This window comes from Moorena sp. SIO3E8 (assembly GCF_010692445.1).
GTDB lineage: Bacteria > Cyanobacteriota > Cyanobacteriia > Cyanobacteriales > Coleofasciculaceae > Moorena > Moorena bouillonii.
Map to the genome: position 1 here is coordinate 1 of NZ_JAAHHM010000139.1, position 15,291 is coordinate 15,291.

Annotated in this window: 10 protein-coding genes; 6 read left to right on the forward strand and 4 right to left on the reverse strand. The window is 46.7% G+C overall.

Translation table 11 applies throughout. The annotated features are described in order from the left end of the window. Positions 1-233: 233 nt before the first annotated feature. Positions 234-1,559, reverse strand: a complete 1,326-nt coding sequence (gene hisD, locus F6K46_RS32440) for a histidinol dehydrogenase (protein ID WP_070393949.1) — start codon at positions 1,557-1,559, stop codon at positions 234-236. Positions 1,560-1,815: 256 nt separating this feature from the next. Here hisD and rpsT point away from each other — a divergent pair, with 256 nt between their 5' ends. Both rpsT and F6K46_RS32450 read left to right on the forward strand, forming a co-directional pair. Continuing rightward, positions 1,816-2,139, forward strand: coding sequence for a 30S ribosomal protein S20 (gene rpsT / locus F6K46_RS32445; RefSeq protein WP_075901420.1), 324 nt, complete (start codon positions 1,816-1,818; stop codon positions 2,137-2,139). 105 nt (positions 2,140-2,244) lie between these two features. Then, positions 2,245-3,057: a TatD family hydrolase gene (locus tag F6K46_RS32450; RefSeq protein WP_075901418.1), complete on the forward strand. Its 813-nt coding sequence runs from the start codon at positions 2,245-2,247 to the stop codon at positions 3,055-3,057. A 279-nt stretch (positions 3,058-3,336) separates the two neighbouring features. Here the strand turns inward: F6K46_RS32450 and F6K46_RS32455 are convergent, their stop codons facing one another. Then, the gene (locus F6K46_RS32455; RefSeq protein WP_158069684.1) at positions 3,337-3,507 is read right to left on the reverse strand and encodes a hypothetical protein; all 171 of its coding nucleotides are present in this window, start codon (positions 3,505-3,507) and stop codon (positions 3,337-3,339) included. A 289-nt stretch (positions 3,508-3,796) separates the two neighbouring features. Here F6K46_RS32455 and rpoB point away from each other — a divergent pair, with 289 nt between their 5' ends. The 4 genes from rpoB (at position 3,797) to F6K46_RS32475 (ending at position 13,970) form a co-directional block, all read left to right on the forward strand. After that, positions 3,797-7,183 (forward strand): DNA-directed RNA polymerase subunit beta, encoded by a 3,387-nt coding sequence (gene rpoB, locus F6K46_RS32460; RefSeq protein WP_293065671.1) that lies wholly within the window; start codon positions 3,797-3,799, stop codon positions 7,181-7,183. A 46-nt stretch (positions 7,184-7,229) separates the two neighbouring features. Continuing rightward, on the forward strand, positions 7,230-9,107 hold the full coding sequence (locus tag F6K46_RS32465) for a DNA-directed RNA polymerase subunit gamma (protein WP_075901412.1): 1,878 nt from the start codon (positions 7,230-7,232) through the stop codon (positions 9,105-9,107). Between the two features lie 193 nt (positions 9,108-9,300). Continuing rightward, a complete protein-coding gene (locus F6K46_RS32470) occupies positions 9,301-13,254 on the forward strand; it encodes a DNA-directed RNA polymerase subunit beta' (protein ID WP_293065675.1) in 3,954 nt (1,317 codons plus the stop codon). Between the two features lie 293 nt (positions 13,255-13,547). Continuing rightward, on the forward strand, positions 13,548-13,970 hold the full coding sequence (locus F6K46_RS32475) for a hypothetical protein (RefSeq protein ID WP_293065678.1): 423 nt from the start codon (positions 13,548-13,550) through the stop codon (positions 13,968-13,970). Positions 13,971-14,646: 676 nt separating this feature from the next. On the opposite strand, the gene F6K46_RS32480 is transcribed toward F6K46_RS32475, so the two are convergent. Next, positions 14,647-14,856, reverse strand: coding sequence for a hypothetical protein (locus F6K46_RS32480; RefSeq protein ID WP_075901406.1), 210 nt, complete (start codon positions 14,854-14,856; stop codon positions 14,647-14,649). Positions 14,857-14,915: 59 nt separating this feature from the next. After that, the gene (locus tag F6K46_RS32485) at positions 14,916-15,254 is read right to left on the reverse strand and encodes a hypothetical protein (RefSeq protein ID WP_293065682.1); all 339 of its coding nucleotides are present in this window, start codon (positions 15,252-15,254) and stop codon (positions 14,916-14,918) included. Between the last annotated feature and the right edge of the window lie 37 nt (positions 15,255-15,291).

Genomic DNA, 15,291 nt, shown 5'->3' on the forward strand with positions numbered 1-15,291 from the left:
CAGAACTGATTGGGGCAGCAGTTCCAGAGCTTCAAAGCTATTTGGGATAGCTGGCGGTTTGATTTCCATGGTTCTACACTACTACTCATCCTTCCCTTTTTGTCAACCCCATCACCTGAATGCTTACCTAAATTCTAAATTCTAAATTCTAAATTCTAAATTCTAAATTCTAAATTCTGGGGAATCAGTAACTACCTGACTACTGACAGAGCATTAACTAGAGTGTTTTTCTCTTATTGTTCTACTCCCTTTGACCCCCCAGCATCAAGCTGAGTTCGTAAGCGCACAGATTGAGCATGAGATGGTAGACCTTCTGCTTCAGCAAGAGTCTCAATAGCACCAGCCACTTTATGGAGGGCTCGGTCGGAATACTGAATCAAACTGGAGTGCTTCATAAAGGTTTCCACACCTAGGGCAGAAGCATAACGAGCAGCACCTGAAGTTGGTAGGGTGTGATTGGGTCCAGCCAAGTAATCACCTACTGCTTCAGGGGTTGAGTTACCCAGGAAAATTGCCCCAGCGTGGTGGATATAGTCTAGTAAGTCCCAAGGTTGGGTAATTTCTAGTTCTAAGTGTTCTGGAGCAAACTCATCAGACAGTTGTGCTGCCACTTCCAAAGAATCAACAACAACGATTAGACCATAGTGAGCGATCGCTTTTTCTGTCAACAGGCGTCGTGGATGGTCTTTTAGTTGCTGCTGCACTTGCCCCTGCACTTGTTTGGCTAAATTAGCATCAGTGGTCAGGAGAATCGCTGCTGCCATTGGGTCATGTTCTGCCTGAGCCAATAGATCGACAGCCACATGAACTGGATTAGCTTTCTCATCCGCAATAATTAATACCTCAGAAGGACCAGCCAGGGAGTCAATCCCTACAATACCGTAAACCAGTTTCTTGGCCAGGGTTACGTAAATGTTACCCGGACCGCTAATCACATCCACGTTGGGAATGGTTTCGGTCCCAAAGGCTAACGCTGCAATTGCTTGGGCTCCACCTACCCGGTAAATCTCATGAATACCGGCTTCCTGAGCAGCCACAAGCACAGCCGGATTAATGCTTTGATCTGGTCTTGGTGGGGTGACCATTATAATTTGGTTAACCTGAGCTACCTTGGCTGGGATAGCATTCATTAACACAGTACTGGGATAGGAGGCTCTACCTCCTGGAACATATAGTCCAGCCTTATCTACAGCAGTGTAGCGCTTCCCTAAAACCACATCATCTTCACCAAATTGCACCCAGGATTTGGGAACTCGTTGTCGATGAAATGCCTCGATTTGTCTGGCGGCTAATTGAATCGCATCCAGTAATTCTTTGGAGACCTGTTGGTAAGCCGCATCTAGTTCCGAACCGCTAACTCGCAGTTGTTCTCGACTCAATCTCAGCTGATCAAATTCCTCAGTGTAGTGCAGGAGCGCTACGTCTCCTTGGCGCTTCACTGCCTGTAAAACTTCCCTTACAGTTGCCTCTTTGTTCAGCATTTGGTCAGAAGCCGTGCGATCGCGGATACGTCGCAGTTCAGTTTGTGCCTCAGCCTGCTCAGTTATGATTCGCAGCATGGAGTCGGAGTGCCCATCACGCTAGTGTTGCTCGTCCTAGACCAGGTTTATACACTTATCCTGATCAAAGGTGTCTATATTTCCTGGACTTACTTTAAGAATATAGCTTAAAGAGGGTGATGATTGGGTTACGCTATGGGTGTTGATACTAGTTTACTATGATATATGGTATTATGTTATTTCTGGTATCATACCATTTTCTACTGGACGTAACTCATAAACTCAATTAAGTTAACTAAGTTAAGTAAACACTGCTGTGGCTAATAACAAGTCTGCCCTCAAACGCATAAATATAGCCGAACGGAACCGAGTTCGGAATAAAGCCTACAAATCAGCGGTGAAAACGCTGACGAAGAACTATTGTGCTGCCTTAGAAGAGTACGAACGCCAACCAAGTCCGGAGACCTTGGCAGAAGTTAAACTTCGAATGTCAGAAGCATACAGCAAAATTGACAAGGCTGTCAAGCGTAAGGTACTTCATCGTAATAATGGCGCTCGGAAAAAAGCAAGTCTTGCCAAAAAGCTCAAAGCTATAGAGGCTCAACTTAACGCTAGTGTGACCGAATCACCTGCTGTATGATCAGATTGCCAGGCCTCACCTGGCGGAGCGCTAAGTGGTGATTAGTTGAGCAAAAACCGCTGTAAATTAAACTAAAACTAGATAAATAGATTAAAAACTGTATTGATGCAGTTGATTGATACCCACGTCCATATCAACTTCGATGTCTTTGAGTCGGAGTTAGACCAATTGCGGCAGCGATGGCTTGAAGCTGGTGTGGTTCGTCTAGTTCACTCTTGCGTAGAACCGTCTGAGTTGACAGGCATCCAAGCTCTAGCAGAGCGATTTCCCGAACTCTCCTTTGCGGTAGGCTTGCACCCCTTAGATACCGAAAAATGGACTTCCGAAACGGAAAATCAGATTTTGACCCTAGCGCGCTCTGATTCTAGGGTCGTAGCTATTGGAGAAACGGGTTTGGATTTCTATAAAGCAAAGAACCAACAACACCAAATAGAAGTGTTCAAAGCCCAACTAGGGATTGCCCACCAACTCGGCTTGCCACTGATTATCCACTGCCGTGACGCTGCTGCAGAAATGAGGGGCATACTGCAAGAATTTTGGCAAAGTACCGGATCAATAAGAGGCGTGATGCACTGTTGGGGAGGTAATCCTCAACAGACACAGTGGTTTTTGGATTTGGGGTTTTACATAAGCTTCAGTGGCATTGTGACCTTTAAGAATGCCACTCAGGTAAAAGAATCAGCCACCATGGTACCTAGCGATCGCTTACTCATCGAAACGGATTGTCCGTTCCTTGCACCAGTACCCAAGCGAGGAAAACGAAATGAACCAGCCTATGTCCGCTATGTAGCCGAGTGCGTTGCCGGATTACGAGGGATATCTCTAGAAGAGTTGGCTGCTCAGACCACCCAAAATGCCTGTCAGCTTTTTGGTCTTAGCCTATCAACAGCAACTGCTGGAAAAATAGGGATTGGGTAAATCTCAACCAGACCTGAAAGGGGAAAACCTAAAGGTAGGTTCTTGATAATCTCAAATCCCTTACTCTGCTATGGTTCAGTAGAAAGAGAATAATGCGGAGACTCCTAGGCTTGCGGTGAACACCTATAAGAGGAAATAACAGGAAATAATCCGACTCTCCGACTCTTTGAATAGTACTTTTGGAAGAGGCTTACCGAGGGATGGTTGACAAAAGTGGAATCAGATGCTACCCTAGGTATTCTGAAGACAACTAACCCAACGATAAGCCCCACAACGGTTTTAGTCTCCAGCTAAGCACACCCTAAGCACAACCCATGTGTAGGGCAGGGCACATCGACGGTGACAAGTGTAACAACAACAACTAGCACTGGGAGCAATTACTCCAAGTCCAGTATAGTGTTTTTGTTGTTTTCCTGATGCCTGAGTTTCTGTCAATCTAGTAATAGACATGGTTTAAAATCCCACAGATGGATGCGCGAGAAGTTGAAGATTAAAGGCACTCTAAGCCATTTGATTCAAAACTATGAACATCCTATACCTAGAGTAGGGTTACCTGAGGTCGCAGGTGTTCAGCTTAAGAATTCCACGTTTACTTTATCTGTGGGAGTGTCAATTCTAACAGTTGATCTAGTATCTATTAGCTCGAACCCAAGTTTTAAGCAATTGTTCAAGTACAAGTACTGCCTTGGGAAGGGAATCAAAATCGGCGCTGACTTAAAAAGAGTGAAGAACAGACCCCATGACTAATCAGACTTACACAACAGCTACCTATATGTTGCCAGACTTAGTTGAAATTCAGCGTGCTAGCTTTCGCTGGTTCTTGGAGGAGGGGCTAATTGAAGAACTCAATAGCTTCTCGCCGATTACCGACTACACTGGCAAAATGGAGCTGCACTTCTTGGGTAAAAACTACAGGCTTAAGTCTCCTAAATATGATGTGGATGAAGCCAAGCGGCGAGACAGTACCTATGCCGTACAAATGTACGTTCATACCCGCCTGATTAATAAAGAAACTGGGGAGATCAAGGAACAAGAAGTCTTCATCGGTGATTTGCCTCTGATGACAGACCGAGGCACATTTATCATTAACGGTGCTGAGCGAGTCATTGTTAACCAAATTGTTCGCTCTCCTGGAGTTTACTACAAGTCTGAAACTGATAAAAACGGACGTCGTACCTACTCAGCCTCCTTGATTCCCAACCGGGGTGCTTGGTTGAAGTTTGAAACCGATAAAAATAACTTAGTGTGGGTGCGCATCGACAAAACCCGTAAACTGTCTGCACAAGTGCTTTTAAAAGCCTTGGGGCTTGGTGATAGTGAAATTATAGATGCTATGCGCCACCCAGACTACTATCAAAAAACCCTTGACAAAGAAGGGAACCCCAGTGAAGAAGAAGCCCTACTTGAGCTGTACCGCAAGCTGCGTCCTGGGGAACCTCCTACTGTTAGTGGTGGTCAGCAGTTATTGGAATCCCGTTTCTTTGACCAGAAGCGTTATGACCTAGGTCGGGTCGGTCGCTACAAAATCAATAAAAAACTACGACTGAATATTTCTGACACCGTAAGGGTATTGACCCCCCAAGACATACTCGGGGCAATTGATTACCTAATCAACCTGGAATTTGACATTGGTAGCACAGACGATATTGACCACCTAGGAAATAGGCGAGTGCGCTCTGTTGGTGAACTGTTGCAAAACCAAGTGCGGGTGGGACTAAATCGCCTAGAGCGGATTATTCGGGAACGGATGACCGTTTCAGAATCCGATACCCTTACCCCAGCCTCATTGGTAAACCCCAAACCCCTAGTAGCAGCGATTAAGGAATTTTTTGGCTCCTCTCAGCTTTCCCAGTTTATGGATCAGACCAATCCATTAGCTGAATTGACCCATAAACGGCGTCTGTCTGCCCTAGGTCCTGGGGGGTTAACTCGCGAACGGGCAGGTTTTGCAGTGCGGGATATTCATCCATCTCACTATGGCAGAATTTGCCCTATTGAAACTCCAGAAGGTCCCAATGCGGGTCTGATTGGCTCCTTGGCAACCCACGCTCGGGTGAATAATTATGGTTTTATTGAAACTCCTTCTTACCCAGTAGAAAATGGGCGAGTCCTAAAAGACCGACCGCCCTTGTACATGACCGCAGATGAAGAAGATGACCTGAGGGTAGCACCAGGAGATATTGCCTTAGATCAGGAAGGTTACATCCTGGGAGAGTCTGTACCAGTTCGATATCGACAAGAATTCACCACCACCACCCCTGACCAAGTGGACTATGTGGCGGTATCACCAGTGCAAATTATCTCCGTTGCCACCTCTCTAATTCCCTTCTTAGAACATGATGATGCCAACCGAGCTCTGATGGGCTCAAATATGCAGCGGCAAGCTGTGCCATTGCTTCGACCTGAGCGCCCCTTAGTGGGAACAGGATTGGAAGCCCAGGCGGCTCGGGACTCGGGTATGGTCGTGGTGGCTGCCAGTGATGGTGAGGTGGTGTATGTCGATGCCAACACAATTCGGTTACAGCCTTATCAAACCACCACAGATACCCCAGCCCTGCCAGGGGAAAAGGGCAATGAGAATGAGTTAGAATTTCCTAGCCCTATCCAACCGAAAGAAACCCCAGCAATTATTGAATACTCCCTCCAAAAGTATCAGCGCTCTAACCAAGATACCTGCTTAAATCAACGACCCTTGGTGTATGTAGGAGATGAAGTGGTGGCGGGTCAGGTACTGGCAGATGGCTCGGCTACAGAAGGGGGTGAAATCGCCCTCGGACAAAATATTCTAGTAGCTTATATGCCTTGGGAAGGCTATAACTACGAAGATGCCATCCTGGTTAGTGAACGGCTAGTTTACGATGATGTCTACACAAGTATTCACGTTGAAAAGTATGAAATAGAAGCGCGACAGACTAAACTTGGTCCGGAGGAAATCACCCGAGAAATTCCCAATGTGGGGGAAGATGCCCTGCGTCAGTTAGATGAAACCGGTATCATTCGGATTGGAGCCTGGGTAGAAGCTGGGGATATCTTGGTGGGGAAAGTTACTCCCAAGGGGGAATCAGACCAGCCACCAGAAGAAAAACTCTTGCGAGCTATATTTGGGGAAAAAGCTAGGGATGTACGGGACAATTCTCTGCGAGTCCCCAATGGTGAAAAAGGGCGTGTGGTAGATGTGCGGGTATTTACCAGAGAGCAAGGGGATGAACTGCCACCGGGAGCCAACATGGTAGTGCGTGTATATGTGGCTCAGAAACGGAAAATCCAGGTTGGTGACAAAATGGCAGGTCGTCACGGCAATAAAGGAATTATTTCCCGGATTTTGCCCATCGAAGATATGCCCTACCTGCCGGATGGTACACCTGTAGATATTGTACTCAACCCCCTGGGAGTACCCAGTCGGATGAATGTGGGTCAGGTATTTGAATGTCTATTAGGATGGGCTGGGGAACACCTGAATGCCCGATTTAAGCTTACTCCCTTCGACGAAATGTACGGCGCAGAAGCATCCCGCCTCACAGTCCATAACAAGCTTAAAGAAGCCAGTGATCAACCTGGTAAAGAGTGGGTATTTAATCCCGACCATGCTGGAAAAATTACTGTATACGATGGTCGTACCGGAGAAGCCTTTGACCAACCAGTCACAGTGGGGCAAGCCTATATGCTCAAGCTCGTCCACTTGGTAGACGATAAAATTCACGCTCGCTCCACCGGACCGTACTCCCTAGTCACCCAGCAACCATTGGGAGGTAAAGCCCAACAAGGTGGTCAGCGCTTTGGGGAAATGGAAGTCTGGGCATTAGAAGCATTTGGAGCATCTTACACCCTCCAAGAATTGCTCACTGTCAAATCAGACGATATGCAAGGCCGCAACGAAGCTCTCAATGCCATTGTGAAAGGAAAAGCCATTCCCAGACCTGGTACTCCCGAATCCTTCAAGGTACTGATGCGAGAACTCCAATCCTTAGGACTCGACATAGCTGTTCACAAAGTGGAAACCACAGAAGATGGTAGTAGCAATGATATGGAAGTGGATTTAATGACCGATTCAGAACGCCATCGCACACCACGCTCACCAACTTATGAATCCCTCAACCAGGAAGAGTTGGAAGAAGAACAAGCCTAAAAGGTGGCTCTATAGGAGTGTCTGTGAATAGGGAAATGACAAAATTATGAAAAGCCAAATAGAACAGCGGTTTGACTACGTAAAAATTGGTATTGCCTCTCCTGAGAGAATTCGTCAATGGGGAGAAAGGACTCTTCCCAACGGTCAAATGGTCGGTGAAGTGACTAAGCCAGAAACCATTAACTATCGCACCCTCAAACCGGAGATGGATGGGCTGTTCTGTGAGCGCATCTTTGGTCCAGCTAAAGACTGGGAATGCCATTGTGGTAAGTACAAGCGGGTGCGCCACCGAGGTATTGTCTGTGAACGCTGTGGTGTGGAAGTGACCGAGTCCCGGGTCAGGCGTCACCGTATGGGATACATTAAATTAGCCGCACCCGTGGCTCACGTCTGGTATCTCAAAGGTATTCCTAGCTACCTCAGTATTTTGCTTGATATGCCCCTGCGGGATGTAGAACAGATTGTCTACTTCAACGCCTACGTAGTACTAAACCCAGGTAATGCGGAAAACCTCAGCTATAAACAGCTGCTCACTGAAGACCAATGGCTGGAAATTGAGGAGCAGCTCTATAGCGAAGACTCAGATCTATCTGGGGTAGACGTGGGGATTGGGGCTGAGGCTCTGCAACGACTTCTACAGGATTTGGATTTAGACGCGATCGCAGAAAAGCTGCGAGAAGAAATTGCCGCTTCTAAAGGTCAAAAGCGAGCTAAGCTCATCAAACGGTTGCGAGTCATTGATAACTTTATTGGCACCGGGGCTCAGCCAGATTGGATGGTGCTGAGTGTCATCCCTGTCATTCCCCCCGACCTGCGACCGATGGTGCAACTAGATGGGGGTCGCTTTGCTACCTCTGACTTGAATGACCTCTATCGACGAGTCATCAACCGCAACAATCGACTAGCCCGGTTGCAAGAAATTCTGGCACCGGAAATCATTGTCCGTAATGAAAAGCGGATGCTTCAGGAAGCTGTGGATGCCCTGATTGACAATGGCAGGCGAGGACGGACGGTGGTAGGGGCAAACAATCGACCCCTGAAGTCCCTCTCTGACATTATTGAAGGTAAACAGGGTCGCTTCCGGCAAAACCTGCTAGGAAAACGGGTGGATTACTCCGGACGGTCAGTGATTGTAGTCGGCCCAAAGCTGCATATCCACCAGTGTGGTTTGCCCAGAGAGATGGCGATTGAGCTGTTTCAACCTTTTGTGATTCACCGCCTGATTCGTCAGGGTTTGGTGAATAACATCAAAGCAGCTAAAAAATTGATTCAACGGGGAGATCCCACTGTGTGGGATGTACTCGAAGAAGTGATTGCAGGTCACCCGGTGATGCTAAATCGAGCCCCAACTCTACACCGACTAGGAATTCAAGCCTTTGAACCTATTTTGGTAGAAGGTCGTGCTATTCAACTGCACCCCTTAGTCTGTCCAGCCTTTAATGCTGACTTTGATGGCGACCAGATGGCAGTACATGTGCCTCTATCCCTAGAATCCCAAGCAGAGGCTAGGTTGTTAATGCTGGCATCCAACAATATTCTCTCACCAGCAACAGGTCGCCCTATCATAGCACCGAGTCAAGATATGGTCTTGGGATGCTATTATCTAACCGCCAAAAATCCCAATGCAACCAAAGGAGCAGGTCGTTACTTTGCTAACCTCGACGATGCAATCAAAGCCTACGAACAAAAGCAAGTACACCTGCATGCCTATATTTGGGTGCGCTATGACGGCATAGTTGACACAGACGAACCAGATACGCAGATGATTTCTGAAGAATCTTCACCCGATGGTATGGTGACCAAAGTCTACAACAACCGGCGAGTTAGGGAAACAGCCGATGGTGAACTTATTTCCCAGTACATCCGCACCACCGCAGGTCGGATCATCTACAACAAAACTATTCAAGAAGCCCTATGGGGCTAGGTAAAAGGTAAGCATTTAGAATTTAGAATGCGTGAATTTAGAATTTAGAATGCGTGAATTTAGAATGCGTGAATTAGGAAATTTAAGATAATTTAGAATGCGCGAAATCATGATTTTAAAGTCTTAGTTCTTAATTCTAAATTCTTAATTCTAAATTCTTAATTCTTAATTAGTCATCCCCTTCAAAAGCATCATGGCAGATAAAAAAGCTCAAAAAGACTTGATTTTTTATAACCGGATTGTTGATAAAGGTCGGTTAAAAAAGCTGATATCTTGGGCGTATACCAAATACGGCAGTGCCCGGACAGCCCAAATGGCCGATAAACTCAAAGATCTGGGGTTTCGCTATGCTACCCAGGCAGGGGTTTCTATCAGTGTAGATGACCTGCAAGTGCCACCAGCTAAACGCCAAATGTTAGATGAGGCGGAAGCTATGATTCGTGCCACAGAAGGCCGGTTCACTAGGGGTGAAATTACTGAAGTTGAACGGTTTCAAAAAGTTATCGATACCTGGAACGGAACCTCTGAGGCTCTCAAAGATGAGGTGGTCCGTAACTTCAAAGACACAAACCCCCTCAATTCAGTGTACATGATGGCTTTTTCCGGAGCACGGGGTAACTTGTCTCAGGTGCGGCAATTGGTAGGTATGCGGGGTCTGATGGCTAATCCCCAAGGTGAAATTATTGACCTACCGATTAAGACTAACTTCCGGGAAGGCTTAACGGTAACCGAATACATTATCTCATCCTACGGAGCCCGCAAAGGCTTGGTGGATACTGCCCTAAGAACGGCTGACTCTGGTTACCTCACCCGTCGTCTGGTGGATGTTTCCCAGGACGTGATTGTACGAGACCTTGATTGTGGCACCAGTAGGGGCATCAAAATCACACCCATGACCGATGGCGATCGCGTTTTAATTTCCCTAGCGGATAAGCTCTTAGGTCGAATTGTAGCAGAGGAATTGGTTCATCCAAAAACCGGGAAAGTAATTGCTAAACAAAACCAAGATGTATCTGATGAACTAGCCAAAGAGATTGAATCGTCTGGTATTAAAGAGGTAATGGTGCGATCGCCTCTAACCTGTGAAGCCCAGCGGTCAGTTTGCCAGAGATGCTATGGTTGGAGCTTAGCTCATGGGCACATGGTGGATTTGGGCGAAGCGGTGGGGATTATTGCTGCCCAGTCTATTGGGGAACCAGGAACTCAGTTGACTATGCGGACCTTCCACACGGGGGGTGTGTTTACCGGGGAAGTGGCACGCCAGCTCTCTGCTCCCATGAAGGGTGTCGTAAGCTTTGGCAAAGGCCTACGTACCCGCCAAGTTAGGACTCGCCACGGTGACGACCGTCAACAAGTGGAACTAGCTGGGGATCTGATTTTGCAACCCACCAATGGCTCTGGCAAAACCTTTCCTTTAACAGCGGGCTCCTTGGTCTTAGTCAGTGATGGGCAAACAGTCAGCAAGGGTGATCTCTTAGCAGAAGTAGCCCTGAGTAAAAGCCGTCCTTCCACAGAAAAAGCGGCTAAGGATGTGGCATCGGACTTAGCCGGGGAAGTGCTATTTGCGGACTTAGTCCCTGAGGAAAAAACAGATCGACAGGGTAATACAACTCGGATTGCCCAACGTAGCGGTTTACTCTGGATTTTATCTGGGGACGTCTATAACCTACCCCCTGGTGCGGAACCAGTGGTGAAAAATGGGGATAGTGTAGAGATTGGCACAGTGCTGGCGGAAACTAAATTAGTCACACTCAACGGTGGTGTGGTGCGACTGACCCCAGGCAAAAGAGAAATTGACATTATCACCGCTTCCGTCCGCTTGGATCAATCACAGGTGAGAATGGAAAGCACGGGGGGTCGGGAACAATATGTGATTCACACCGCCAATAATCAGCACTTTTCCCTGAAGGCAACCCCTGGCACAAAGGTAGTCAACCACCAGGTGGTGGCGGAACTGATTGATGACCAATACTACACTAAAACCGGTGGCATTATTAAATATGCTGGTGTAGAGGTGGCTAAACGGGGTAAAGCCAAGCAAGGTTACGAAGTTACCAAAGGCGGTACCTTACTCTGGATTCCGGAAGAATGCCATGAGGTCAACAAGGATATTTCCTTGCTGCTTGTGGAAGACGGTCAATATGTGGAAGCAGGCACAGAAGTGGTTAAGGATATCTTCTGTCAGTCCTCCGGTGTGGTGGAAGTTGTCCAAAAAAATGACATCCTCCGGGAAATTGTGGTTAAGCCTGGAGAATTTCATCTGGTGGAAAACCTACCAGAGACCATGACTAGTGAGGGTCAGCTAATCTATCCCGGCTCGGAGGATTTGCCAGGGATAACGGTAGACAACCTTTGTTATGGAGAAGCAGTTGACACACCTGATGGTATGGGACTGTTGCTGCGGCCAGTAACGGAGTTTGCTGTACCAGATGAGCCAGCGGTTCCCTCTCAGGCGTCCATTAATACCCAAAACAATTCCAACGAAGGTACCCAAGGAACCCAGATTGAATTGCGAGCCATCCAACGCATTCCCTATAAGGATGGAGAACGGGTCAAGTCTGTAGATGGGGTGGAATTACTCCGCACCCAGTTGGTATTGGAAATGAGCAACCCCGATGGTAGCAGTGACCATACTAGTAGTTCATCCCAGCTCAGTGCTGACATTGAGTTAGTTGCTACTGAGGAGGAGGAAGCCTCTGAGGATATGCGATTACAACTGGTGATCCTGGAGTCGTTGGTGCTTCGCCGGGATACCAATGCAGATCCGTTAGGGGGCAATACCAAAACCCGGGTTTTAGTCAAAGATGGGGACGAAATTCCTCCAGGTGCGGTAGTGGCTCGAACAGAAATTCAGTGCAAGGAAGCTGGTGAAATCCGGGGGATTCAAGAAGGATTGGAAGCCATTCGCCGAGTACTGGTGGTCAGGGATGCTGACCGAGTGACAATGCCGATTACCTCTCCTGCCACAGTTAAAGTAGGGGATTTGGTCGTTGGTACCAACACCTTAGCTGAAGGGACACCTGCTCAAGAATCAGGTCAGGTGGTTCAGGTAAGGGATGATGCCGTTATCCTGCGACTGGCTCGTCCATACCGAGTTTCTGCGGGGGCAATTTTGCAAATTGACAAGGGAGATTTGGTGCAGCGGGGTGATAACCTGGTGCTACTGGTGTTTGAACGGGCCAAGACAGGGGATATTATCCAAGGTTTGCCCAGGATTGAAGAACTACTAGAAGCTCGCAAACCCAAAGAAGCCTGTATCTTGGCCAGACGTCCTGGAGAAGCCCAGGTGATTTATGAAGAAGGCGAAACCGTTGATATCAAGGTAATTGAATCAGACGGAGTCGTGACCGATTACCCCATTTCCCCTGGGCAAAATGCTATTGTTTCCGATGGTCAGCAAGTCGGTACCGCTGAACCCATCACCGATGGCCCAGCCAATCCCCATGAAATTTTAGAGATTTTCTTCAACTACTGTCTCGAAAAGAGAGGTGTCTACGAAGCTGCTTTAAAGGGATTGCAACAAGCACAAGCATTTTTGGTCAATGAAGTGCAGTCGGTGTATCAGTCTCAAGGAATTGATATTGCTGATAAGCATATTGAGGTGATTGTTCGTCAGATGACCTCTAAAGTCAGGGTAGACGATGGTGGTGATACCACTATGCTACCAGGAGAACTTGTGGAGTTGCGGCAGATTGAGACAGTCAATGAAGCTATGGCGATCACTGGTGGTGCCCCAGCTCAGTATACACCGGTACTACTGGGAATTACCAAAGCATCCCTTAATACGGATTCATTTATCTCTGCTGCTAGCTTCCAAGAAACTACTCGTGTGCTGACAGAAGCAGCAATCGAAGGTAAATCTGACTGGCTCAGGGGTCTGAAGGAGAATGTCATCATTGGACGTCTGATTCCCGCAGGGACTGGCTTTAATGCTTACCAAGAGAGCAATCTTGGTAGTCCAGAACCAGAATTCGACCATGGGAATAGCATGGTCTATGGCTATGGTGAACCCACCGATAGTCCTGAATTACCGCAAGACAACCTTCTTGATGATAATACCGCCCGTGCTTACAGCTTAGATGAGCAGAGTGATTTGGCTGCTGATCCTAGCAACTTAGACCTCTTGAATGGAAATTTTCCAGAATAAGATTGAACTTACCCCTGGATAAATCCTGGTAAAAACAAGGGCGTCTGATGATAATGAGCTTTTTAAAAGCTTTTCATCAGACGCCCTTACGGTATTATTTAGTATAATTCATTGCTATCACCAGACTTCAACCTAGCTGTATGCTTACCACTGGATGCAGTCGCTCATCGGGTTTCAACAGGGCTTAACAAGGTGCGGAGGCAAGCCTGGGCACACAGCACCCAATGATTTATAATACACCGGTGCTGCACTAACGTAGTGTAATCTTAAAATAAGAAGAAGGGGTTATCAACATGACAACTGTCAGTAAAAGTGAAAAACTCAAGGAAATACAGGAAGCCTATAAAAAAAGTAATAATTCGATGGCTTATGAGTTGTGTAGAGTATTTGAACAGGTCTGGCAAGTTGCTCCCGATGAATCAGCCTTAGCAATAGCCAATAAGATTATGTTAAAAGATATATCTTATTTTATGTTTGTGTTTGATTTGGACACGGAAGAAGGTTATCGTGAAACTATCAAACAGGCTAGCAAGGAATCATTTAGAAGTCGTAGAGAATGGCGTCAAAAATTAGAAGACTTAGAAGGTAAAAAACAGCTGGAAGCAGAAGAAGAGGAAGTTAAGGAAAATTTGTTAAATTTACTAAATGATTCTAGCGCTGAGACTGATAGCAAGATCAGAGAAAATTTATTAGATATAGTAAAAGCTTGTCTTTGATTAAACCAGAGCATTACCCAGCTCTCTACTATACCAAAGGGAACAGGGAACAGGGAGTAGTGAGTAGGGAGTAGGGAACAGGGAACAAAATTCTCACAATTCATTTAGGATTGCTATACCATCACTGTTGCTTCAATGCTCCCTTGCTACAAGTTACAGGTAAATCAAAGGGTCTCTGGCTCACATCAGCCTTGATCAGCTCAGTTATTGACAAAAGTCATAACTGGGGGTATAGAGTTAAGCAGAAAATTGGGGAAAACGCGATTGACCTACGGTCACGCTACGCGATCGCATTCGCAACATCCCCTGTCCCACTTAGGTTGATGTAGTTGATGTAGGGTGGGCAGTGCAGTAGACCGATTCACCAACCTAGCCATAGGGTTGAGTTTGCACTGCCCACCAAACGATTAATCACAATGCTCCGAGATCTCAGTTAAGGGGAAAGACGCGCTAGATCAAAGAGATTTTAACTAGTCAGTTGTTTCCGAGACGGTGTACTAGTTGATGTAGGGTGGGCAGTGCAGTATACCGATTCACCAACCTAGCCATAGGGTTGAGTTTGCACTGCCCACCAAACGATTAATCACAATGCTCCGAGATCTCAGTTAAGGGGAAAGACAAGCCAGATCAAAGAGATTTTAACTAGTCAGTTGTTTCCGAGACGGTGTACTAGTCGTTATACAAAGATCAGATCCCCTTGGCTATAGCCATCAGGAACTATAGCAATAATGTCAATGTTCAAACTAGCCGGCATCGGAACAAGCTTCAAACTATCAGCTACGCTCATACCTCCAGCAATATTATTAGCAATCTGTTCCACTGAACCAATATTTGTCAAATCAGAAGGAGACAAGCCTGGAGTGATAGCAATAAAGTTTTTTAACAAGACATAGTTGCTGCCTTTGTGGAGTTGAATTGTATCTATACCAGATTCGAACTTCTCAATTAGAGCAAAGTCATTGAGACCATAAGTTCCTCCCCCCCGACATAGTAAGGATTGTTCTTATCTCCAATCACGAATGTATCTTTACCAGCTCCTCCGTTTAACCTATCAGTTTCATTCATACCTGGATTGTTACTGGTGGGATCTACACCTATGAGGGTGTCATTACCAGAGCCCTCAAATATAAAGTCATTACCTAAGCCGCCAATCACAATGTCGTTACCTGAGCCGCCAGACAGAAAGTCATTACCCTGGCTGCCTGACACATCTGTGTGAAACCAAGACGTATCAGGCTCGACACTGTAACGACTGAATCCGTGAGAACCAGATGCGATTGACATGCAGTCACGCTACGCGAACGTAAAAATCCTGACGAGC